Source organism: Variovorax boronicumulans (assembly GCF_019352895.1).
GTDB lineage: Bacteria > Pseudomonadota > Gammaproteobacteria > Burkholderiales > Burkholderiaceae_C > Variovorax > Variovorax boronicumulans_A.
Window position 1 is genome coordinate 1,238,291 of the sequence record NZ_JAAAFX010000004.1, and the last position, 21,760, is coordinate 1,260,050.

Below are 21,760 nucleotides of genomic sequence, written 5' to 3' on the forward strand. Positions count from 1 at the left end.
CTTCGCGGTTTCTAAGCCTCCTCGAGTTCAGACAAAGAGTTCGTTCTGGCACCTGACCTTTGCTTTGGGAAACGGCCAATGGCTTGTTTTCTTAGGCAGCTCGAGTTTGAGCTTCCACTTGGGCGGGAAGTAGGGAGAAGGGAGTTCTCCGCTGCTCGAAAACTTCTGCTTGATGCGAGCGCGGCCTGTAAGGACGCTGAACTCTGGATGTACCACTCGTGCGTACTTGTCGACCTCACAGAACAGATTTTGGCAGTCGATGAGCTGAAGTGGCCGCCCCCACAGGGACTTAAAGTCGAGTCCTCTTGTCTTGAACTCAGACTCTTGACGTTCGGTAACCCACCGAATGGCGTCAGCTGGAGAGTAGTCTCCAAGCGAGGAGAAGCACTTCGTCAAACCGTTCAAGGCACCGGGGCCCGGCTGAACAAACTCGTTCTCGCTGAACTCAAAAATATCGCTGTAGTTGAGGTCCACAGCGTACTGGTAGGCGAGGAAGGGCCCAATGCTGGGAAGGGAGAGCAAGAGTTCGTAAACCTCTCGCATGGAACCTGTAGCGAAGAGCTTTTCGAAGAGCCCAGTTTTGACCATTGAGCTCAGCAGATCCAGATGAGTGCGGTGCTTGTACGACCCCTCAATCAAGCGAGGAGCGTTGGGCATGATGTACGCAGCGGAGTAGATCCGCTGGTTGGCCCGTATCGCTTCGCTTAGAGCTGCGTCAAACCTCGCTACGTCGAAGGTCGCCCTCGATAGGGGCCCAAAGCGCGCCGTGAGAAGCTCCCAAGTCTCTATCTTGTTGAAGAGCTTGAACAGCAGGGTGCGGAATGCCACGTCCAACTCATCGAACGAGCCTCGGTAGATGACCTGTCTGATAAGGTACTGGCTCACGCGGTCGGCCGCCCGGTAGGCATTTGTGAACTTGTACTCTTTGAGCACAGGATCTTGAGTCCAAGGGCCATGCTCGTCGGTGAGCCGATTGAAGTAGAGCTGCTGGCGCTCAGCGGCGAACTTCCAGTAGGAGTCGTAGACGATGGTCGGGGTAGGCTCCGTGCGCTTTGCGAACGTGGTTGCTCCGTTCGTCTTCGAGGAGTTGGGCCTAGGCCCAAGGTTTTTTCCGGTCACCGTTACAAATCTCGCGTCGCTGAGTGAAGTCGTTTGGAGGCGCTCAATGCGCCTCTTTCGCCAGCGCTTCATTGTCTCATGCCCAAAAGGACGTCGGAGTTGCCACCTATAGGACTGCACTGGATTGGCGAGCACCTGGTCGCTTGCTTTGTGACAGTGTCACGGACGCCTGAAGAGCTGCGGCTCGACGAGGAGGCTCTCATGGCCGATGCCACCCTACGACGGCGCGCCGAATTCGCTGCAGGGCGTGATGCGGCCCGCCAAGCGATGGTTGCCCTTGGGCTACGTGCCGTTGGTATTGGGCGGGGTGCCGAAGGAGAGCCCGTCTTCCCGGCCGGGCTTCGCGGGAGCATCAGTCACACGCACGCGCGTGCCGTCGCGCTGATCGGTCTTGCCACCGAGTATCGCTCGGTAGGTGTCGATATGGACGACGCGCGTCCGTTGGGGGATGAAGCCGCCGCCGGCGTGACCTGGGAGTCCGAGGTCCAGCGCGTCCAGCGCGCTTTGGGGGTGAGCGAGCGTGCAGTTGCCCAGAACTTTGCGTTCTCCGCGAAGGAGGCGATCTTCAAGTGCCAGTTCCCGCTGACACAGGACGCTGCCCTTAAAGCGCATCAGGCGCGGCTGTTGGCAACACACCACCCAGCTGATGGCGAAATGGTCGTCGCAGGCTGGCGCGCAGCGCGCTCCACGGCGCGCGTGCTCGACCTGATGCGCGTGCGGCGCGTCGGCTTTGAGGGCGCACCCCTGGCGATCGCCACCATCTCCGCAGCCGCTTTCCCGTAGTGGGGACGGCTAGGCTAAAAAACGGATTGTTTGAATATCGAACAACATGTGATAAACTTCGTTTGAATTCCGAACAGGAGTGCGCATGAGCAAGCCGAAGATGATGACCCCGGCCAAATTCTGGGAGCTATTGCCCACGTTGAAGGACCGGTTGACGAAGGACCTTGAGCGAGAGCAGGAGGACTGTGCGCTCCCGGATCTCGCGAAAGACCCTTTGTGGGATACCCCTGTCGTGGACTCGAAGACGGTCGCGAAACTATCGCCGGCGGTCAAAGAGCTGACCGGCGAGTCCCTTGACCCACGCTGGATCCAGCGTGGCGGCTACCAAACGGTGGAAGCCGCGGTGACACACATCCTCAACCAGATCAAACAGCACCGCGTCGCGGTTCCGGCTGAGCCGGCTTCCGTGCCCGCACCGGAAGAGGCCGACGCGGTTCACTAGAGCAGGAGACCTGAACATGTCCGACGACCAAGCCGCAATTGCTGCAAGGCTCAAGGAAGCGCGTGAGTACCTCGGCCTCTCGCAGCAAGAGGTCGCCCACGCAACAAGCATTCCCCGCTCGGCGGTCTCGCTCATTGAGAGCGGTAAGCGCAGCGTCGTAGCCCAAGAACTGACCGCTCTGGCTCGGCTCTATCAAAGGCCCACGGCGCACTTCACTGGCGAAGAGCAGGTCGAGTATCCAGCTGACGTCAACATGCTGGCGCGGCAGGCTTCAACTCTGTCTGAGAAGGACCGCTCGGAAGTCCTGAGATTTACCGAGTTCCTGATGCAGCGGTCGCAGTCCGACGGAGGCGGTAATGACTAAGCGCGACGCCATCCTCAACGGCATCGCTCGTGCGGCCGAGCTTCACCACAAGCTTGGCTTTCGGGAGCAGTTGAAGGACGGCAGCCGCCCGATGGACATCTTTGCCGCCATTGAAGCGCTTAGGATCATGGTGCTATTCCGGCCGTTGGATGGGCTTCTTGGCGTTTACGTGCCGACACCAAATTCTGCCGGGATGCTTGTGACGACACAACGCGACCATCACGTCCAGCGATTCACCGCGGCCCACGAGCTTGGCCACCATGTGCTCCAGCACCGGACCGTCAGCCTCGACATCAGCGTCGGCTACGTCGGACGTGGTGAGAAGACGGGCTACGACGAGCAAGAGCTTGAGGCTGACTCCTTCGCTGGAGAGTTCATGCTGCCGAAGTGGTTGATCGTTGCGCACGCTCGACGGCAAGGCTGGGGAGTAGTTGAGTTGCGGCGCAGCGAGGTCGTGTATCAGCTGTCTTTACGCCTGGCTGCCAGTTATCAAGCTACGTGCTACGCGCTTGCTTCGGCAAATCTGCTGACCCAGCGGGAAGCTGGAGCGCTCGCCGCCAAAGCACCGAAGGAATCGAAACAGCGGACGATGTATGACGTTGTTCCATCTTCCTGGCGTCAGGACGTATGGCTCCTTTCCGATCGCGACAAAGGCGCTCAACTCCTCGGCAGTCCCGAAGATTTCGTTGTTCTCAACCTTGAGGAGCACCTGGCGAGTGGCTACGAATGGGACATCGAGCCTGTCCCATCTACCGACTTCGAGGTGCGAAAGGATGACCGTGCCGAGCCAGTCGACGCCTCACTGGGCGGTACCGTATCCCGACGCGTCGTCGTTCAAGGCAGGGCTGCGCCCGGCCGTACCACACTGCGCCTGGAAGAGCGTCGACCTTGGGAAGGCAGCGACAGCGCGCTGAACTCGATGGAGTTCAAACTGGCCCTCCTGGGGAAGGAGCCCGTTGGTCTGCTTCGCGCCGAAAGGTTGATGGCTGCATGAGCGAAGTCGGAGGCATCGTTGTCCATGCCGATATACGCGGCGCTTGGACCGGAGTACGGGATCAGGGTGCGCGACCCACGTGCTTGGCCTGTGTCGTGTCGGACGCTCACGCCCATGCCCAAGGCTTGGAGCACCGACTGTCGGCGGAATACCTGTTTTACACGGGCTTCAAGAGAGTCCCCTCGCTGATCGTGGCAGATGGCCTGACGCTGGTCGCAGCTGACCAAGCGCTGCGCAACGATGGACAGCCCAGTGAGGTCGAGTGGCCCTATCAGCCGAAGACGCCGGATCCCTGGGAGCCCCCGGCGCTGACAAAGATTTGGCGTGGCAGCCTGAATGTGTGCGCTGATGGGGCATCTGGCGTCATCGACTCATTACAGGCAGGGATGCCCGTGGTGCTGGGTTTGCGCTTAGTCCCTGGGTTCAACCGGGTCCAAGTTGCTCCCCATGTCATTGACACGTCTGGCAAGGCTGCTGGCGGGCATGCCGTGTTGTGCGTAGGACTGGGCTCTTCGGTTGAAGGCAGATACAACGACCTAGTGCTCATCCGAAACAGCTGGGGGTTCAGGTGGGGAGCGGGCGGTCATGCCTGGCTGCCACTGGACTACCTGAAGGACAACCTTGTCGGGTCAAGAACGATTGCGACGCTGCCCCCGCCGGCATAGCGAAAGGACACCATGAAACTCGTATCTAAAACGTCTCGCGCCGAAGCTTGGCTGGAGTCTGCTCGTCATCTGCTGGACGAGCATGAGCGCATCTACAACCTCATCGTCGAGATCGAACAGCCGGGAGCTGAGACCGAGGTGACCAAGGCTATCGAACAGCGCGTGGACGCGTTCTTGGCTAACCACAACTGCCTTCCGGTGCAGACCGTGTCAGACACGATTTTTCCCGCGACAGAGTACAAATCTGGCGGACTGAAAAAGGTTTATGACTATCCGACCGCTGTCTATCCACACATTAAGGCAGTTCGCGCGAACCAGTGGGGAACCTACGCACTGCGGCTGACCCGGCGCGAGTGTGCTGACGGCACAGCCATCAACCCGCTCAAGCTCGCCATAGAAAAAATGAAGAAGGCGATTGAGACGTCCGAGCGGGTCAAGAAGGGTGGCCCTCCGAGGGCGACGTATGAACTCGACCTGACGTTTTCTCCACTGGAGTTGAAGCTCTACGACGCTGAGAATGACTACGACAACGGACGTGGTGGGCAGTGCCTCAGTCACATCAGCCTGAAGCTAGGGCCAAACAAAGAGCTCTACCTCACGGCGATCTACCGATACCAATTCTTCATTCAGAAAGCGCTTGGAAACTTCAAGGGTCTTGCGCGGCTGCAAGCGTGCATCGCGCGCGAAGTTGGCATCCCGGTGGGGCCGCTCGTCTGCCACGCAACGCTCGCAATACTTGAAGAGGGCGATGGGAAGAGCGGGCAGAAGCCGTGGCGGCAATCAGCGCTAAAGACTCTAGTCAACGAATGCGAAGCAATTCTGGCTCGTTCGGAGCAGTCAGTTGTTGCCTGACGGTGATCGCGAGCCCTTGCTCAGGCCTGTTCGCACCGAAGTAAAACTGACCCCCTGGGGGGGCGGATAAAAGCTTGGACTGGTTTTATGCTGTAAGTCCAAGACTCTCTCGGTATTCGATGGGGCTGAGAGAGCCCAGGGAGATCTTGATTCGCTGTTCGTTGTACCAACGGATGTAGCCGTCCACGGCTTGGATGAACTGCTCGATGGTTGTGGACTGCCAATTGCGAGATAGAACAGCTCGGCTTTCAATCGACCGAAGAAGTCTTCGCATGCCGCGTTATCAGGCGAGTACCCCTTGCGAGACATCGAGCGAATGAACTTTGCATCAGCGATACGCGAGAGCCAGCCTAACCAGCGATAGTGGGCACCACGATCGGAGTGAACAACGGGCGGTCTTCAGTATCGACAACCGTCTCGATGGCCGCATCCAGCATCGTGTTGACGAGTTCAGCGTCCGTGCGGGTGCCCGCGATCACGCACAGCAGCAGATACTCGCGCCGCAACATGTCGAGCTCCCGAATGGCGCGCAGCCGGGCCTCGGCGGCCAGTTCATTCCAGCCGTAGAGCAGCAGGACAAGGCGGCCCGCATAGGCAAGCCGCACCAAGTGCTGCGCGGAGAGCCACTCGTCCGTATGGAATGGCTGCTTTGGTAGCAACCGGCCGACAAGAGTTGCTGTCCAAGCGAACCGCACCGATGCAAAGCAGAAGTTCCGCTACGGCACCCTAAAGGCCCGTTGTTGACTTCTAGCATCCTTCCTAGGTGCCGCCGAGCTTGACCCCGACAGCGCGCCCGGGTCACAAGCTCTCAGCCGTGTCTCTGTCTAGAAAGCATTGCTGCGTACACCGGCAATTCCGATACCTCCCGCCGCGAAAGCATCTTCGCCTGCCGACGCAAATAGTCCGTCGGCATGGCCTGGGAATCCCAAACGGAAACCCACCCTGCGTGCTCGCCAACAGCCAGAACTCCCGCACCGCGATGAAGTGTCGCAACTGCCCCTGCCGCTTTGTCGCTCCAAGCTCCTTCGGGCGTGCGCGGATGGAGACTCGACAGATAGACCGCGAGTTCGCAAGCCAGGTGGCCTAGACCCTACTCGTCGAAACTGAAAACACCGCTCGGCGCTTGCCCTGTGAATACGAGCGACGGAGTTATTTCGGCCCTGCGTGTCGTCGCCCAAAGCCCTCGACGGGATGGTCACCTCCTGCAGCACCCACACGACACCCACCCCCACCCACGCACAAAGCATTCACAAATGAGAACCATTCTCGTCATAATGCCAGCGCGATCCGCGTGCCCTCCTCCCGCCCATGTCCGCCCAACTCTCCCCCACCCCGCTGCTCTCGGCTTTCCAGGAAAGCTATCCGGAGGTGGTGCGCTTCATCGCGCGCCGCACGGGCAGTGCGCAGGACGCGCGGGAGCTGGCGCATGACACCTGGATCCGGCTGGCCGAGCGGGGGGCGGCCGGCGATGAGGCGCCGCCGGCCCCGGCCGCGCGGGCGTATGTCTACACGGTGGCGGAGAACATCGCGATCGACCATCTGCGCCGGCGGCAGCGCGGCCAGGAGCGCTTCACGCCGCAGCGCGCGGAGGGCGAAGCGCCGTTGCGTGAGCCGCTGACGCCCGACATCGCCGAGCGGCTGGGCCATCGGCAGGCACTCGATGCGGTGGCCGCGGCGCTGGCAGCGTTGCCGGCGCGCAGCCGAGACATCTTTTTGGCGGACCGGCTCGATGGCGCGAGCCATGCAGAGCTCGCGGCGCAGCATGGGGTGTCGGTCAAGACCATCGAGCGCGAGGTGATGCGCGCCATGGACGGCGTCGAGGCCGCGCTGCACCGCTGGCGTGGCGAGGCGGTGCCGCCGGCGCGCACGGGGCGGCGGCGTGCGCTGTCGGCGCTGCTGGGCGTGGCGGGCATGGGCGTGGGCAGCGCGGGGGTCTGGCAGGCCTGGCGCCGGTATGTGCCGGAGCAGTCGCTCACGCTGGCCACCGCGCCCGGGCGCATCCGGCAGCAGACGCTGCCCGACGGCAGCCGGCTCACGCTCGATGCGGCCACCCAGCTCGAGGTGGCCTATTACGCGGCTCGGCGCACCACGCGGCTGCTGGCCGGCAGCGTGTTCTTCGACGTGGCGCGCGACCCGGAGCGGCCCTTCACCGTGGCGGCCGGCGCGCACGAGGTCACGGTGCTGGGCACGCGCTTCGAAGTGGCGCTGCAACCATCAGGCGACCTGCAGGTGGCGGTCGAGTCGGGCCAGGTGCGGGTGCGCAGCGGCGCGGGCGCGCAGTGCGTGCTGGGCGCAGGCGAGCGCGTGCGCATCGAAGGGGCGCAGCTCACGGTCAGCCGCGACGGCGATGCGGCCGCGGTCGCGCCCTGGCGCGAGGGCTGGCTCGACTTCCAGCACACGCCGCTGGGCGAGGTGGTGGCGCGGCTCGCGCGCTATGGCACGCAGCCGATCGAGGTGGCGCCCGAGGTCGCGCAGCTGCCGGTGGTGGGCCGGGTGCGCATCGCCGACAGCCGGGCCTGGCTGCGGCTGCTGCCGGGCAGCCTGCCGGTGCAGGTGCGCGAGCGGGGGCCGGGGCGTTCGCTGGTGATCGAAGGTCGCGGCTGAGGGATTTCGGAAGTTCGTACGTTTCAGTACTCCATGAGCCCGCGCCGACCGACTTCGGGGCGCGGGATGTCGATGGACCCGAACGAGCCGAGAAACCCGAATGCCTGCTGTTGCTGCTGATCATCCTCCCCGTCTTCACGCTGGCGCCCGCCGCCTGATCGCCGTGGCCGTCATGGCCCTGGCCGCCCAGCAGGGCCAGGCCCAGACCGGCGCTGCGCCAGCGCCCTCGCAGCGCGCGGCCATCGCCTTCGCGATCCCCGCGCAGCCGCTGGACCAGGCGCTGGGCCAGCTGGCGCGCCAGGCCAGGCTGCAGCTGATGGCCGCACCCGCGCTGCTGCAAGGTCAGCAGGGCCGTGCGGTGCAGGGCAGCCTGAGCGCCAACGCGGCCGTCGCGCAGCTGCTGCAGGGCAGCGGCCTGTCGGGCCGCATCGACGGCAGCACGCTGGTGATCGAGCGCGCGTCGAATGCATCGAGCGGCACCACGCTGGCCACCGTCACCGTGCTGGCAGCCAGCCCCGAGACAGCCACCGGCCCGGTCAACGGCTACGTGGCGCGGCGCAGCGCCACGGCCACCAAGACCGACACGCCGCTGCTCGAGGTGCCGCAATCGGTCTCGGTGATCGGCCGCGAGGAGATGGACGCGCGCGGCGTGCAGGACGTGATGGAGGCCATCCGCTACAGCCCCGGCATCACGGTGGGCATCTACGGCCCGGACAACCGCGGCTGGGACCTGATGCTGCTGCGCGGCTTCGACACCTCCAACAGCACCTACCTGGATGGGCTCTCGCAGGCGCTGTTCGGCGTCAACCGCTTCCTGACCGAGCCCTATGCGCTGGAACGCGTCGAGGTGCTGCGCGGGCCGGCCTCGATGGCCTTCGGCCAGGGCGATGCGGCCGGGGTCATCAACCGCGTGAGCAAGCAGCCCACGGGCGAACGGATCCGCGAGATCGAGGCGCAGGTCGGCAGCTTCGACCGCAAGCAGCTGGCCTTCGACATCGGCGACCGCTTCGGCGCCGATTCCGACTGGAGCTACCGGCTGATCGGCGTGGGGCTCGACAGCAACGACCAGGACCGCTACCCCGACGGCCACAAGCTCAATCGCAAGCGCACCTACCTCGCGCCCTCGGTGCGCTGGCAGCCCCATGCCGGGACCTCGCTGACGCTGTACGCCAATGTGCTGGACAACAAGTCGCAGGAGGACACCTACTATTTCAGCCAGAACAACGTGCTCACCGACGTGAAGATGGGCGACTACAGCTTCAGCCGCATGAAGCAGCGCCAGAGCGCCGTGGGCTACAACTTCGAGACCGCGCTCGACAGCGCCTGGACGCTGCGCCAGAACTTCCGCTACAGCCATGTGGCACTGACCCGGCGCACGGTGTGGGTCGACGAAGTGGATGCCGACGCACACAGCATCTCGCGCATCGCCCGCACCTGGGACGACCCGGTGAACCAGGCCAGCCTCGACACCCACGTGCAGGGCAAGCTGCGCACCGGCGAGGTCGCGCACACGCTGCTGTTCGGCGTGGACTTCAGCGAACAGCGCGGCACCGCACGGCGCTTCATCGGGCCGGCGCCCGCCCTGGACCTGCTGGCGCCGGTCTATGGCCAGCACGTCGACACGCCGCAGGACCCGCTGGCCCACTACAGGCAGACCACGCGGCAGATCGGCCTCTACGCGCAGGACCAGATCAAGTTCGCGGACCGCTGGGTCGTCACGCTGGGCGGGCGCCAGGACCATGTGCGCTCGGTCACCGACGACCAACTCCACGCCACCGTCACGAAGAAAAGCGACGATGCCTTCAGCGGCCGCGCAGGGCTGACCTACCTCGCGGGCAACGGCTGGGCGCCGTATGTGGGCTACACCGAATCGTTCCTGCCCGTGAGCGGTGCCGACGCGGACAACAACCCGTTCAAGCCGATGCGCGGCAAGCAGGTCGAGGCGGGCGTGAAGTTCCAGCCCGAGGGCAGCCGCACGCTGGTCACGGCCGCGGTGTTCGACCTGCGCAAGACCAACGTGGTCACCTACGACCCGGTGAACTTCGAAGGCCGGCAGATCGGCAGGCAGCGCTCGCGCGGCCTCGAGCTCGAGGCCAAGGCCGAGATCATCCCCGGCCTGAATGCGCTGGCCTCGTACACCTGGATGGACACCAAGGTGCTCGAGAGCGCCGATCCCGGCGAAGCCGGCAAGATCCCGCCGCTGGTGCCTCGGCAGACCGCCTCGGCCTGGCTCGACTACACGCTGGGCAACGGTTGGGGTGCGGGCGCGGGCGTGCGCTACATCGGCCGGCGCGCCAACGACGAATACAACACGTCCTTCGAGCGCGGCGTGACGCTGGTCGACGCGGCGCTGCACTACGAGCAGGGGCCGTGGCGGCTCGCGCTCAACGTGTCGAACCTGTTCGACAAGGACTACAAGGCCATCTGCTACCACGGCGAGTGCTACCGCGGGAACCTGCGCAGCGCGACGGTGACGGCGCGCTACCGGTTCTAGGGTGCATGCGTGCGGCCCGCAGGCAGCGGGGCCGAAAAATAAAGTGTGAAGCGCGCCGATAAGCCGGATTCTGTGCACCGGCGCTCCTTGCGGAATGCCGGCGTGACCGCCATTACTCTGGGCCGTCTGTCACCAGACGGCTCGATGCCACCTACCCGCCAGCTCAGCGGAACCACCTCGATACTGGCCTACTTGGTGTTGCTGCGCGCAGAGATTGCCCGTTTCACCCGGATCCGGGTTGCCCCTTCACCGACTCGTCTCTGTTGCTCTGATCCTCACCTCACGGTGGAGAGCCGTTAGCTCCTGCGCTGTCCTGTGCAGTCCGGACGTTCCTCCAGTGCGGTCTTTCGACACGACCCCTTGCGGCGTCGCCCCTTGCGGGCTTGCACCAGCGGCGGTCTGGCGTGCTTCACGCGGTGGATTATCGCCTCACATTCCGCAGAACTCTTTTCGGTACTGCTCGGGCGTGGCGCCGGCCTCGCGCTGGAACATCGCGATGAAGGCCGAGGCGGTGCCGTAGCCCAGGTCGAAGCCGATCTGCTGCACCGTCTGGCCGGCCTCGAGCGCGTCGACGGCACGCAGGAAGCGCAGGCGCTGGCGCCATTCGCCCAGGCTCATCCCGAGTTCGCGCTGGCAGTGCCGCGCCAGCGTGCGCTCGGTGACGTGCACCTGCTGCGCCCAGTCGGCCAGCGAACGGTGGTCGCCCGGCGCGGCCTGCAGCGCATCGAGCACCGAGACCAGCGCGGGCGACTGCGCATCGGGCAGGTAGCAGCGCTGCTGCGGCGCCTGGGCCAGCTGGTCGACCACCACGTGCGCCAGCCGCAGGTCGGCCTCGGTGCGAGGCTCGTGGAGCGCGCGCGCGGCGAAGTCGGCCAGGATGCTGCGCACGATCGGGCCCACGCGCACCGTGCAGGGCGTGGCCGGCAACGCTGCGCAGAGCGCGCGCTCGACGTAGATCGAGCGGTAGGCGATCGCATGGCGCAGGTGGCAGCTGTGCACCACGTCGGGCGGTATCCAGACCGCGTACTGCGGCGGCGACAGCATGCGCAGGCCCTCGGTGTCCATCTGCAGCGTGCCGTGGGCCGCGTAGTTGAGGTGGCCCCAGCTGTGGCTGTGGGCCGCGGCCACGCTGTCCGCGTCGAACTCGTCGTAGCGGAAATAGAAGGGGCCGGGCTTGCCCTCGACGTCCTGGATGCGCAGCTGCTGGGTGGCCATGACGGGTGCTGAGTTGGAGAAGGTCCGAAACGCCGGACTGAATGTCCTGAATGCGCTATATGCCTCAGGACAGACGAACCGATCATAGGACCCCTTCAAGGAATCCCTATGTGGCGCTATGCATTTCCCCTGATCGCGGTGGTGATCTGGTCCTTCAACACAGTCGTGAGCAAGATGGCCGCGGGCGTGATCGCACCCGCCGAGATCAGCTTCTACCGCTGGCTGCTGGCCGCGCTGCTGCTCACGCCGCTGGCGCTGCGCGCGACGCTGCGCAACCGGCAGGCGATCCGCCCGGCACTGGGCCGCATCGTGGTGCTGGGCCTGCTGGGCATGGTGATCTACCAGAGCCTCGCCTACTACGCGGCCTACATGACCAGCGCCACCCACATGGGCATCATCGCTTCGCTCACGCCGCTGCTGGTGCTCGGGCTGTCGGTGCCGATGCTGCGCCAGCGGCTCACGCCGGGTGCGGTGGCGGGCTCGCTGCTGTCGATCGTCGGCGTGCTGATCGTGGTGAGCGAAGGCAGCCTGCACGCCCTGCTCGCCTCGGGCATCGGCCCGGGCGACGGGCTGATGCTGCTGGCCATGCTGGCCTATTCGCTCTACGTGGTGCTGCTCAAGCGCTGGAACCTGCGCGAGGTGCCGCCGCTGCAGCTGATGTACCTGCAGGTGCTGGTGGCCGCGGTGGCGCTGTTCCCGGTCTACCTGCTGTCGCCGCGCATGGGCCTGTCGGCCACCAACCTGCCGCTGGTGCTGTTCGCGGGCGTGTTCGCCTCGATGGCGGCGCCGCTGCTGTGGATGCATGCGGTGGGCCGGCTCGGCCCCAGCCGCACCAGCATGTTCTTCAACCTGATGCCGCTGTTCACCGCGCTGATCGCGGCCGCCACGCTGGGCGAGACGCTCGAGGGCTACCACGCGATCGGCGGCGTGCTGACGGTCGGGGGCGTGCTGCTGGCCGAGCTCTGGAAAGCCCCGTTCTCCGCACGGAAGCCACCGGTCGGCGCCACAATGGCGGTCCGCAAAGACCGACCCTGAAGGAGACCGCCCCCATGAAAGCCGACACCATCCTCGCCACCATCGGCCGCACGCCCCACATCCGGATCCAGCGGCTGTTCGCGGGCACGGCCAAGGGCACGCAGCAGGTCTGGATCAAGTCCGAGCGCGCCAACCCCGGCGGCTCGATCAAGGACCGCATCGCGCTGTCGATGGTCGAGGACGCGGAGAAATCCGGCGCGCTGAAGCCCGGCGGCACCATCATCGAACCGACCTCGGGCAACACCGGCATCGGCCTGGCGATGGTCGCGGCGGTCAAGGGCTACAAGCTGGTGCTGGTGATGCCCGATTCGATGTCGGTCGAACGCCGCCGCCTGATGCTTGCCTACGGCGCGACCTTCGACCTCACGCCGCGCGCCGGCGGCATGAAGGCCGCGATCGCGCGCGCCGAGGAGCTGGTGGCGAGCACGCCCGACAGCTGGATGCCGCAGCAGTTCAACAACCCGGCCAACGTGGCGGTGCATGTGCGCACCACGGCCGAGGAGATCGCGGCCGATTTCCCCGAGGGCCTGGACGCCATCATCACCGGCGTGGGCACGGGCGGCCACATCACGGGCGTGGCCAAGGTGCTCAAGGCCAGGTGGCCGAAGCTCAAGGTCTACGCGGTCGAGCCGGTCGCTTCGCCGGTGCTGTCGGGCGGCAGCCCGGCACCGCACCCGATCCAGGGCATCGGCGCGGGCTTCGTGCCCAAGATCCTGGACATGGGCCTGATCGACGGCGTGATCCAGGTCGATGCCGATCCGGCGCGCGAGATGGCACGCCGCTCGGCGCGCGAGGAAGGCACGCTGGTCGGCATCTCCTCGGGCGCCACGCTGGCCGCCATCGCACAGAAGCTGCCCGAACTGGCCGACGACGCCGTGGTGCTGGGCTTCAACTACGACACCGGCGAACGCTACCTGTCGGTCGAAGGCTTCCTGCCGGCCTGAGGGTTTTCAGCGCGACTGTTCGCGCAGGCGCTCGGCCTTCTGCGCCAGCGCCGCCGCCTCGGCGAGTTGTGCGATCGACAGCGGGCCGGTGGTCTCCACTTCGCCCGTGAGCAGGCTCTTCAGGGCCTCGCTGCCCGCCGGCCCCGCGACCCAGGCAAAGGCCGAGGTGATCGAGCCGCCGCCGAACTTGGCGCGCAGCGCCTTCGCCGCCGCCCGGCCCACCTCGGCGAAGGACGCCTGGTCCGCGGCCGTCGAGGCGGCCCGCACGATCACGCAGAAGGCCTCGAATTTTTCGGCTTCGGTGTGCAGGCGGCGCGCCTTGGCCGCGCTGTGGACCGCCGCGCTCAGCAGGGCTGACTCGTGGGCTTCGGTAAAGAAGACGATCTCGCGCCCTACGACCCATGCGGCATCGGCGCGCGAGACCACCTGGACCTCGGCGCCGCGCGCCGCCGAGGCGCGTTCGGCTGCGGCCTGAGCGGCCTCGGCCTGCGCCGACGGCCACGCCAGCAGCGGCACCGACGCAAAGCCCTGAACCGCCCAGCGGCCCGCGCTGTTGAGGCAGCGCACCGACTCGGCCGAAGCAGCCGAGGAGGTGGAAGCGTCGGCAAGGGAAAGGAGCAGGTACGTGGGCAGCGACATCGGGGCGTTCATTCAGGGGAGCCCTCGATTGTCGCCGCGCCGCGCGGACCGGTGGGTCAGCGCCTCACCGCACGCCGGGCCGGAAAACCGCGCCCGCGTGCCCCTGCCGCGATCGCGAAGCCGATCACGACCAGCACCAGCGCCACCCAGGGCAAGGATCCGACACCGAGGCTGCCCAGCAGCACGCCGCCCAGCACCCCGGCGCCCGCGATGGCGCTGTTCCAGGTCACGACGTTCATCGACAGCGCCACGTCCGCGCCCTCGCCGGCCGTGTCGGCCAGGGCCGTCTGCAGCAGGGTCGCCGCGCCGCCGAAGGTCGCCCCCCAGATGCCGACCCCGACGAAGATCATGAGCGGGAGGGACGCGAAGAGTCCGAACAGCAGCGTGACCAGCGCGAACACGCCCAGGCTGGCCAGCACCGACAGCCGCAGGTGCCGGTCGACCACGCGGCCCGTGATCCAGATGCCCAGCAGCGCCGCGGCGCCGAAGACCAACAGCACCACGTCGACCGCATCGCCCAGGCCCGAGGGCGCCACGAAGGGCGCGACATAGGTGTAGAGCAGGTTGTGCGCGAGCATCCAGGCCAGCACCACGCCCAGCACCGGACGCACACCCGGGGTCGTGAGCACCTGGCGCAGCGGCATGGCCTGCGCGTCCGACGCCTGGCCGGGGTAGTCCGGCACCTTGGCGACGACCCAGCCGATCAGGAGCAGGCTTAGCAGCGACATCAGGCCGAAGGTGGTGCGCCAGCCCAACAGCGCCCCCATCCAGGTGCCCAGCGGCACACCCAGCGACAGCGCGACCGGCGCGCCGACCATCGCCACCGCCATGGCCCGGCCCTGCTGGTGCGACGGGACCATGCGCCGCGCATAGCCCGCAAGCAGCGCCCAGGCCAGGCCCGCCGAGGCGCCGGCGAAGAAGCGCGCCACCAGCGTGAGCGCATAGCTCGAGGACAGGGCCGTGAGCGTGTTGAAGACCAGAAAACCCACGATGGTCGCGAGCAGCACCGTGCGGCGGCGCCAGCGGCGCGTGGCGATCGTCAGCGGGATGGCCGCGAGCAGCGAGCCCAGCGCGTAGAGCGTGACCATCTGGCCGGCCAGCGAGGGCGACACGCCCAACCCCTCGACGATCTGGGGCAGCAGGCCGGCCGGCAGGGTCTCGGTGACGATGCAGATGAAGCCGGTCATGGCCAGCGCCAGCAGGGCGGCCAGGGGCAGGGGTTCGGCGCGCTCGTTGGCGGGCATGCGCTCCGGTGGCGCGGTTCGGGAAGAAGACATGGGATTCCTGAGTGGGGGTTGCAAGAGAAGCCGCGAGGACTGCGGCCACGACATATATATCGATTGGTACAAATGTAGGCCGCCTGTCACTGGCTTGTCAACGACTTTTGTATCGACTAGTATTGAAGTGAACTTGCAACCAGGAGACTGCCGTGGCACAGATGGGCCGCCCCCGAAGCTTCGACCGCGATGCCGCGCTGACCCAGGCCATGCACTTGTTCTGGGAGCAGGGCTTCGAGTCGACCTCGCTGAGCCAGCTCAAGGCCGCGATCGGCGGCGGCATCTCGGCGCCCAGCTTCTATGCGGCCTTCGGCTCGAAGGAGGCGCTCTACCAGGAGGCCATGGCGTGCTACCTCGCCACGCACGGCCAGGTCACGCAGGCGCTGTTCGACAAGGCGCTGGCGCCGCGCGACGCCATCGAGCAGGCCTTGCGCACCTCCGCCAGGATGCAATGCGAAGCCGGCCATCCGCGCGGCTGCATGGTGGCGCTGGGCGCGGCCTATGTCGGCGGCCCAGGCCAGGACACGATCACGCAGCCGCTGCGCGACTCGCGCGACCGCACCCGCGCAGGCCTCCTCGCCTGCGTGGAGCGCGGCATCAAGAGCGGCGAGCTGTCGGCCACGACCGATGCCAAATCGCTGGCCGCGGTGTTCGACAGCTTCCTGCTGGGCCTGTCGATCCGCGCGCGCGACGGCGCCCGGCATGCGCTGCTCGACGCGGCGATCACGCAGGTCCTGACGCTCTGGGATGCGGCCGTCGCGCGCAAGCGCTGAGTGGCGCTGCGCGGCGCCGAAGGTGCCGATCTTTCTTCGCAAAGCGTCTTGACCCTCACGCAACGTGAGGTCCTACGATGCCTTCAACTTTTCGAGAGAAGGCATGCATTTGAAGATTGGCGAACTCGCGCGGCGCACCGGCCTGACCGTGCGCACCCTGCACCACTACGACGACATCGGCCTGCTCAAGCCCGCGACGCGCGGCGCGAGCGGCTACCGGCTCTATGGCCGCGAAGACATCGCGCGGCTCTACCGCATCCAGGCGCTGCGCCGGCTCGACGTGTCGCTGGCCGACATCGCGGCCCTGCTCGACGACGAGGCCCACGGGATCGATGACATCGTGGCCCGGCAGCTGGGCGCGCTCGAACAACAGATCCGCCAGGCCAGCGCGCTGCGCGATCACCTGATCGCACTGCAGGCGCAGCTGCGCGCCCAGGCGGAGCCGGGCATGGACGAGTGGCTGCTCGCGCTCGAGGGCATGGTCGCGGGCGCCCGGTACTTCAGCGACGACGAACGCGCCCGATTGAAGCCGCCCGCGGCCGAGGCCCAGCGGGCGCACAAGGCCGCGCTGACCGCCACGCTGCAGGCCCTGATGCGCACGGGCGCCGCGCCGGACGGCGCCGAAGCCATCGACCTCGCGCGCCAATGGATCGCGATGCTGCTCGACGAGGCCCGGGGCGACGAGGGCCTGCTGATGAAGCTCTACGCCATGCACTGGCACGAGCCCGGCCTGCGCGCGCTCACCGGCGTCGACCAAGCCGCCATGCGCTTCATCTCGCTGGCCATGGCGCACCATCGGCTGAGCCTCTACGCGCCCTTCTGCAGCCCCGAGGAGATGACGCTGCTGCGCCGGCACTACATCGACCGCACCGACGACTGGCCCGCGCTGATCGCCCGCGTGCGCGACTGCCTGCAGCGCGGCGTGCCCGCGAGCGCCCCTGAGATGCAGGCGCTGGCCGCGGACTGGCAGGCGCTGTCGCTGGCCAAGGCCGGTGGCGACGCGGTCCTGCAGGCCCGGCTGCAGGCCGCCTTCGAGCACGAGCCCGAGCTGCGCCGGGGCTCGGGCATCGACACGGCGCTGACGGCCTATGTCGGCGCAGCCCTCCGCGCATCGAATCTTTTCGACCACCGCTCCGCATGACCTCCAACCCGCCCGCCACCGCCCACTTCTTCACCGGCAACTTCGCGCCGATCGCCACCGAGCACGACCTCGACACCCTCGAGCTGATCGGCCAGATCCCCGCAGCCCTGTCCGGCGCGCTCTACCGCGTCGGCCCCAACCCGCAGCACACGCCGCGCGACGACCACTACCACTGGTTCTCGGGCGACGGCATGGTGCATGCGTTCTTCATCGACGGCGGCAGCGTCCGCTACCGCAACCGCTGGGCGCGCACGCCCAAGTGGCAACTCGAGCACCAGGCCGGCCGCGCGTTGTTCGGCTCCTTCGGCAACCCCGCGACCAGCGACCCGTCGGCGCTGGGTCGCAACAGCGGCACGGCCAACACCCACATCGTGTGGCACGGCGAGCGGCTCTTCGCGCTGGAGGAATCGCACCAGCCCTTCGAGCTCGATGCCTTCACGCTCGAATCCCGGGGCCACCAGGACTTCGACGGCCGGATCGCGGCGCGTTGCACCGCCCATCCCAAGGCCGATGCGGCCACCGGCGAGCTGCACTTCTTCGCCTACTCGCCCGACGGCCCGGGCACGCGCGCCATGCAGTACGGCGTGATGGACGCGCAGTGCCGGGTGACGCGCCTCGACAGCTTCGATGCGCCCTACGCCAGCATGGTCCACGACTTCATGCTCACGAGCCGCCATGTGCTGTTCCCCGTCATGCCGCTGACGATGAGCGTCGACCGCGCCATGCGCGGCAAGCCGCTGCTGGCCTGGGAGGACGGCCTGCGCACCCACGTGGGCGTGCTGCGGCGCGGCGCGCCGGCCTCGGCCATGCGCTGGTTCCAGACCGAGGCCTGCCACGTCTTCCATGTGATGAACGCCTGGGACGACGGCGACACCGTGGTCGCCTACGTGATGCAGGCCGACCAGGCGCCGGGCCTGCCCGACGCCGAAGGCCGGCCCGGCGACCCCGAGGCCATGGCCGCGCGCCTGTGGCGCTGGACCTTCGACCTCGCCGGCGACGCCCCCAACTTCGCGCGCGTGCAGCTCGACGACCTGGTGGCCGAGTTCCCGCGCATCGACGAGCGCTGCACCGGGCTGCGCAACCGCTACGGCTTCTATGCCTGCCATGCGACGCCGCGGGCGCGTGGCGATGCCGAAAGCACGCTCTACGACAGCCTCGCCTGCTTCGATTTCACGACCGGCCGACGCCGCGTTTACACCCTGCCTGCCGGCGACGTGGCCTCCGAGCCGGTGTTCGTGCCACGCAGCGCCGACGCGCCCGAAGCCGACGGCTGGCTGCTCAGCGTGGTCTGGCGCGCAGCCGAGCAGCGCAGCGACCTGCTGGTGCTCGATGCCCAGCGGCTCGATGCCGGGCCGCTGGCGATCGCCCGGCTGCCGCACCGTGTGCCATTCGGCTTTCATGGCAGCTGGCGCGCGAACGACCGGGGCTGAAGGCGCCTGCCCCTTGGCCGCGGAAGGCGGCTGTCAGCCAGGGGATGGCCAATGGGTCTAAGATTCGGGCCCTGCTTGATAACCACAAGCCCATTCCCATGCTCAGACTTTCAGAAATCAAGCTCCCGCTCGATCCGCCCGCCGATGCGCTCGCGCATGCCGTGCAGGGCCTGCTCGGCGTCGACGCCGCAGCGATCGCCAACATCCACGTCCACAAGCGCAGCTTCGACGCCCGCAAGGTCGACCTGCTGCAGGTCTACATCGTCGACGTGACGCTGGCCGACCCGGCCGACGACGCGCGCCTGCTGGCCAAGCTGGCCGGCAACCCGCGGGTGACGACCGCGCCCGACATGGTCTACCGGCCGAGCGCGCAGGCGCCGGCCGAGTTGCCGATCCGCCCGGTGGTGATCGGCTTCGGCCCCTGCGGCATCTTCGCGGCGCTGATGCTGGCGAAGATGGGCTTCAAGCCCATCGTGCTCGAACGCGGCAAGACCGTGCGCCAACGCACCCGCGACACCTGGGGCCTGTGGCGCAAGAGCGTGCTCAACCCCGAGTCGAACGTGCAGTTCGGCGAAGGCGGCGCCGGCACCTTCTCCGACGGCAAGCTCTACAGCCAGATCAAGGACCCGCGCTTCCTGGGCCGCAAGGTGATGGAAGAGTTCGTCAAAGCCGGCGCGCCACCGGAGATCCTCTACGTCGCGCACCCGCACATCGGCACCTTCAAGCTGGTGAAGGTGGTGGAGAACATCCGCGAGCAGATCGTGGCGCTGGGCGGCGAGATCCGCTTCGAGCAGCGCGTGACCGACGTGCACATCGAAGACGGCCACCTGCGCGGCCTGACCGTGCGCGACCAGCAGACCGGCGCCTCGAGCGAACTGCGCTGCGACCACGTCGTGATGGCGCTGGGCCACAGCGCGCGCGACACCTTCGAGATGCTGCATGCCCGCGGCGTGCACATCGAGGCCAAGCCTTTCTCGATCGGCTTCCGCGTCGAGCACCCGCAAGGGCTGATCGATCGCGCGCGCTGGGGCCGGCATGCGGGCCATCCACTGCTGGGCGCGGCCGACTACAAGCTGGTGCACCACGCGAGCAACGGCCGCTCGGTCTACAGCTTCTGCATGTGCCCGGGCGGCACGGTGGTCGCGGCCACCAGCGAGCCGGGGCGCGTCGTGACCAACGGCATGAGCCAGTACTCGCGCAACGAGCGCAACGCCAATGCGGGCATCGTGGTGGGCATCGAGCCCACGGACTATCCCGGTTGGGAAAACGGCCAAACCGGCTCGCCGCTGGCCGGCATGGTGCTGCAGCGCGAGCTCGAATCCAATGCCTTCGTGCTCGGCGGCAGCGACTACCGCGCGCCGGGGCAGCTGGTGGGCGACTTCGTCGCCGGCACGCCCTCGACCGCGCTCGGCAGCATCGTGCCCTCGTACAAGCCGGGCGTGACGCCGACCGACCTGCACCAGGCCCTGCCGGCCTATGCGATCGAGGCGATGCGCGAGGCCTTCCCGGCCTTCGGCCGCAAGATCAAGGGCTTCGACACGCACGACGCGGTGCTGACCGGCGTCGAGACGCGCACCTCGTCGCCGATCCGGATCACGCGCGGCGAGGACTTCCAGAGCCTCAACACCCGCGGCCTGTACCCGGCCGGCGAAGGCGCGAGCTACGCGGGCGGCATCCTGTCGGCCGGCGTCGACGGCATCAAGGTCGCCGAGGCCGTGGCGCGCGCCGTGCTGCAGGACGCCGAGCGCCTGCCGAAGGCCGCGTGATGGCGTTTCCCAAGGCCTCCGCCGCGCAGTTCGCCGGCGCCACGCTCGCGATGGCGGCGGTGGTGCTGGCCTCGAACATCCTGGTGCAGTTCGCGATCAACGACTGGCTGACCTGGGGCGCCTTCAGCTACCCGGTGGCCTTCCTGGTGAGCGACCTGATCAACCGCCGCTTCGGCCCCGGCCCGGCACGCCGCGTGGCGTACATCGGCTTCGCGGTGGCGGTGATGGCGTCGCTGGCGCTCGCACCGGCGCGCATCGCGATCGCGTCGGGCCTGGCCTTCATCGCCTCGCAGCTGCTCGACATCGGCATCTTCGACCGGCTGCGCCGCGGCACCTGGTGGCGCGCGCCGCTGGTGGCCACGGTGATCGCGGCCGTGCTCGACAGCGCGGTGTTCTGGGGCATCGCCTTCGCGGGCACCGACGGCCCCTGGCTGACCTGGGCGCTGGGCGACCTGGGCGTGAAGCTGGCGGTCGGCGTGCTGATGCTGCTGCCCTTCCGGCTGCTGATCGGCCGTGCGGTCGGCGCGGGTCCGGCACAGGCGACCGGTCGCTGAAACACAGGAAGGAGAAGCCCATGGCCGACGAGACCGATTTCCACGACTTCCATTTCTACGAACCCGCCAAGGGCCACGGCCTGCCGCACGACCCGTTCAACGCGATGGTCGGGCCGCGGCCGATCGGCTGGATCTCCTCGCAGGACAGCGAAGGCCGGCGCAACCTCGCGCCCTACAGCTTCTTCAACGGCTTCAACTACACGCCGCCGATCATCGGCTTCGCCAGCATCGGCGCCAAGGACAGCCTGCACAACATCCGCCAGACCGGCGAGTTCGGCTGGAACCTCGCGACCCGGCCGCTGGCCGAGCGCATGAACGCGTCGTGCGCCGCGGTGCCGCCCGAGGTCGACGAGTTCGAGCTCGCCGGGCTCACGCCGGTGGCCTCGCGCTGCATCGCGGCGCCGCGCGTGGCCGAGAGCCCGGTGTCCTTCGAGTGCAAGCTCACCCAGATCGTGCAACTGCAGCGCGCCGACGGCCAGGCCGTCGAGACCTGGCTGGTGCTGGGCGAAGTGGTGGGCGTGCACATCGCGCGCCACCTGCTCAAGAACGGCATCTACGACACGGCGGCGGCCGAACCAATCCTGCGCGCAGGCGGCCCGGCCGACTACTTTTCCGTGACCCACGACAATCTCTTCAAGATGTTCCGTCCGCGCTGAGCGCGGGCCCTTC

20 protein-coding genes, 1 other RNA gene and 1 pseudogene are annotated in these 21,760 nt (G+C 67.2%); 16 read left to right on the top strand and 6 right to left on the bottom strand.

What is annotated here, in order from left to right; translation table 11 throughout:
- Positions 1-27: 27 nt before the first annotated feature.
- Entirely contained in the window at positions 28-1,191 is a 1,164-nt protein-coding gene (locus K0H49_RS07295; RefSeq protein ID WP_219210714.1) for a nucleotide kinase domain-containing protein, read from the bottom strand.
- A gap of 6 nt (positions 1,192-1,197) precedes the next feature.
- Between K0H49_RS07295 and K0H49_RS07300 the strand changes: the two genes are divergently transcribed.
- From K0H49_RS07300 to K0H49_RS07325, 6 genes are all read left to right on the top strand, one after another.
- Positions 1,198-1,902 (top strand): 4'-phosphopantetheinyl transferase family protein, encoded by a 705-nt coding sequence (locus K0H49_RS07300; RefSeq protein WP_374122313.1) that lies wholly within the window; start codon positions 1,198-1,200, stop codon positions 1,900-1,902.
- An 85-nt stretch (positions 1,903-1,987) separates the two neighbouring features.
- A complete protein-coding gene (locus K0H49_RS07305) occupies positions 1,988-2,344 on the top strand; it encodes a hypothetical protein (RefSeq protein ID WP_219210716.1) in 357 nt (118 codons plus the stop codon).
- A gap of 16 nt (positions 2,345-2,360) precedes the next feature.
- Complete coding sequence (locus K0H49_RS07310) at positions 2,361-2,708, top strand: helix-turn-helix domain-containing protein (protein WP_219210717.1); 348 nt, start codon at positions 2,361-2,363, stop codon at positions 2,706-2,708.
- A complete protein-coding gene (locus K0H49_RS07315) occupies positions 2,701-3,702 on the top strand; it encodes an ImmA/IrrE family metallo-endopeptidase (protein WP_219210718.1) in 1,002 nt (333 codons plus the stop codon). Before K0H49_RS07310 ends, K0H49_RS07315 begins: the two co-directional genes overlap by 8 nt.
- A gap of 386 nt (positions 3,703-4,088) precedes the next feature.
- Positions 4,089-4,367 (top strand): C1 family peptidase, encoded by a 279-nt coding sequence (locus tag K0H49_RS30955; RefSeq protein WP_374122351.1) that lies wholly within the window; start codon positions 4,089-4,091, stop codon positions 4,365-4,367.
- 12 nt (positions 4,368-4,379) lie between these two features.
- Entirely contained in the window at positions 4,380-5,219 is an 840-nt protein-coding gene (locus tag K0H49_RS07325) for a hypothetical protein (protein WP_219210723.1), read from the top strand.
- An 85-nt stretch (positions 5,220-5,304) separates the two neighbouring features.
- Here the strand turns inward: K0H49_RS07325 and K0H49_RS07330 are convergent.
- A pseudogene (locus K0H49_RS07330) lies at positions 5,305-5,689 on the bottom strand (transposase); the annotation flags it as partial.
- An 838-nt stretch (positions 5,690-6,527) separates the two neighbouring features.
- Here K0H49_RS07330 and K0H49_RS07335 point away from each other — a divergent pair.
- Both K0H49_RS07335 and K0H49_RS07340 read left to right on the top strand, forming a co-directional pair.
- Positions 6,528-7,823, top strand: a complete 1,296-nt coding sequence (locus K0H49_RS07335) for a sigma-70 family RNA polymerase sigma factor (protein ID WP_219210725.1) — start codon at positions 6,528-6,530, stop codon at positions 7,821-7,823.
- A 172-nt stretch (positions 7,824-7,995) separates the two neighbouring features.
- Positions 7,996-10,317 (top strand): TonB-dependent siderophore receptor, encoded by a 2,322-nt coding sequence (locus tag K0H49_RS07340; protein ID WP_257624769.1) that lies wholly within the window; start codon positions 7,996-7,998, stop codon positions 10,315-10,317.
- 43 nt (positions 10,318-10,360) lie between these two features.
- Here K0H49_RS07340 and rnpB read toward each other — a convergent pair.
- Positions 10,361-10,728, bottom strand: an RNA gene (gene rnpB, locus K0H49_RS07345) — RNase P RNA component class A.
- 18 nt (positions 10,729-10,746) lie between these two features.
- A complete protein-coding gene (locus tag K0H49_RS07350) occupies positions 10,747-11,532 on the bottom strand; it encodes an AraC family transcriptional regulator (RefSeq protein WP_219210729.1) in 786 nt (261 codons plus the stop codon).
- Between the two features lie 108 nt (positions 11,533-11,640).
- Between K0H49_RS07350 and K0H49_RS07355 the strand changes: the two genes are divergently transcribed.
- Positions 11,641-12,567 (top strand): DMT family transporter, encoded by a 927-nt coding sequence (locus K0H49_RS07355; RefSeq protein ID WP_219210731.1) that lies wholly within the window; start codon positions 11,641-11,643, stop codon positions 12,565-12,567.
- Positions 12,568-12,581: 14 nt separating this feature from the next.
- Complete coding sequence (gene cysK / locus K0H49_RS07360) at positions 12,582-13,511, top strand: cysteine synthase A (RefSeq protein WP_219210733.1); 930 nt, start codon at positions 12,582-12,584, stop codon at positions 13,509-13,511.
- A 6-nt stretch (positions 13,512-13,517) separates the two neighbouring features.
- Here cysK and K0H49_RS07365 read toward each other — a convergent pair whose 3' ends face one another.
- Positions 13,518-14,162, bottom strand: coding sequence for a hypothetical protein (locus K0H49_RS07365; protein ID WP_219210737.1), 645 nt, complete (start codon positions 14,160-14,162; stop codon positions 13,518-13,520).
- 44 nt (positions 14,163-14,206) lie between these two features.
- Complete coding sequence (locus K0H49_RS07370; RefSeq protein ID WP_219210739.1) at positions 14,207-15,427, bottom strand: MFS transporter; 1,221 nt, start codon at positions 15,425-15,427, stop codon at positions 14,207-14,209.
- 161 nt (positions 15,428-15,588) lie between these two features.
- Between K0H49_RS07370 and K0H49_RS07375 the strand changes: the two genes are divergently transcribed.
- From K0H49_RS07375 to K0H49_RS07400, 6 genes are all read left to right on the top strand, one after another.
- Entirely contained in the window at positions 15,589-16,200 is a 612-nt protein-coding gene (locus tag K0H49_RS07375) for a TetR/AcrR family transcriptional regulator (RefSeq protein ID WP_257624771.1), read from the top strand.
- A 103-nt stretch (positions 16,201-16,303) separates the two neighbouring features.
- On the top strand, positions 16,304-17,341 hold the full coding sequence (locus K0H49_RS07380) for a MerR family transcriptional regulator (protein ID WP_219210741.1): 1,038 nt from the start codon (positions 16,304-16,306) through the stop codon (positions 17,339-17,341).
- On the top strand, positions 17,338-18,771 hold the full coding sequence (locus K0H49_RS07385; protein ID WP_219210743.1) for a carotenoid oxygenase family protein: 1,434 nt from the start codon (positions 17,338-17,340) through the stop codon (positions 18,769-18,771). Before K0H49_RS07380 ends, K0H49_RS07385 begins: the two co-directional genes overlap by 4 nt.
- A gap of 98 nt (positions 18,772-18,869) precedes the next feature.
- Positions 18,870-20,537 (top strand): NAD(P)/FAD-dependent oxidoreductase, encoded by a 1,668-nt coding sequence (locus K0H49_RS07390; protein ID WP_219210745.1) that lies wholly within the window; start codon positions 18,870-18,872, stop codon positions 20,535-20,537.
- Entirely contained in the window at positions 20,537-21,091 is a 555-nt protein-coding gene (locus tag K0H49_RS07395) for a VUT family protein (RefSeq protein ID WP_219210747.1), read from the top strand. Before K0H49_RS07390 ends, K0H49_RS07395 begins: the two co-directional genes overlap by 1 nt.
- A gap of 20 nt (positions 21,092-21,111) precedes the next feature.
- On the top strand, positions 21,112-21,747 hold the full coding sequence (locus K0H49_RS07400; protein WP_219210749.1) for a flavin reductase family protein: 636 nt from the start codon (positions 21,112-21,114) through the stop codon (positions 21,745-21,747).
- The last annotated feature ends 13 nt before the right edge of the window (positions 21,748-21,760 follow it).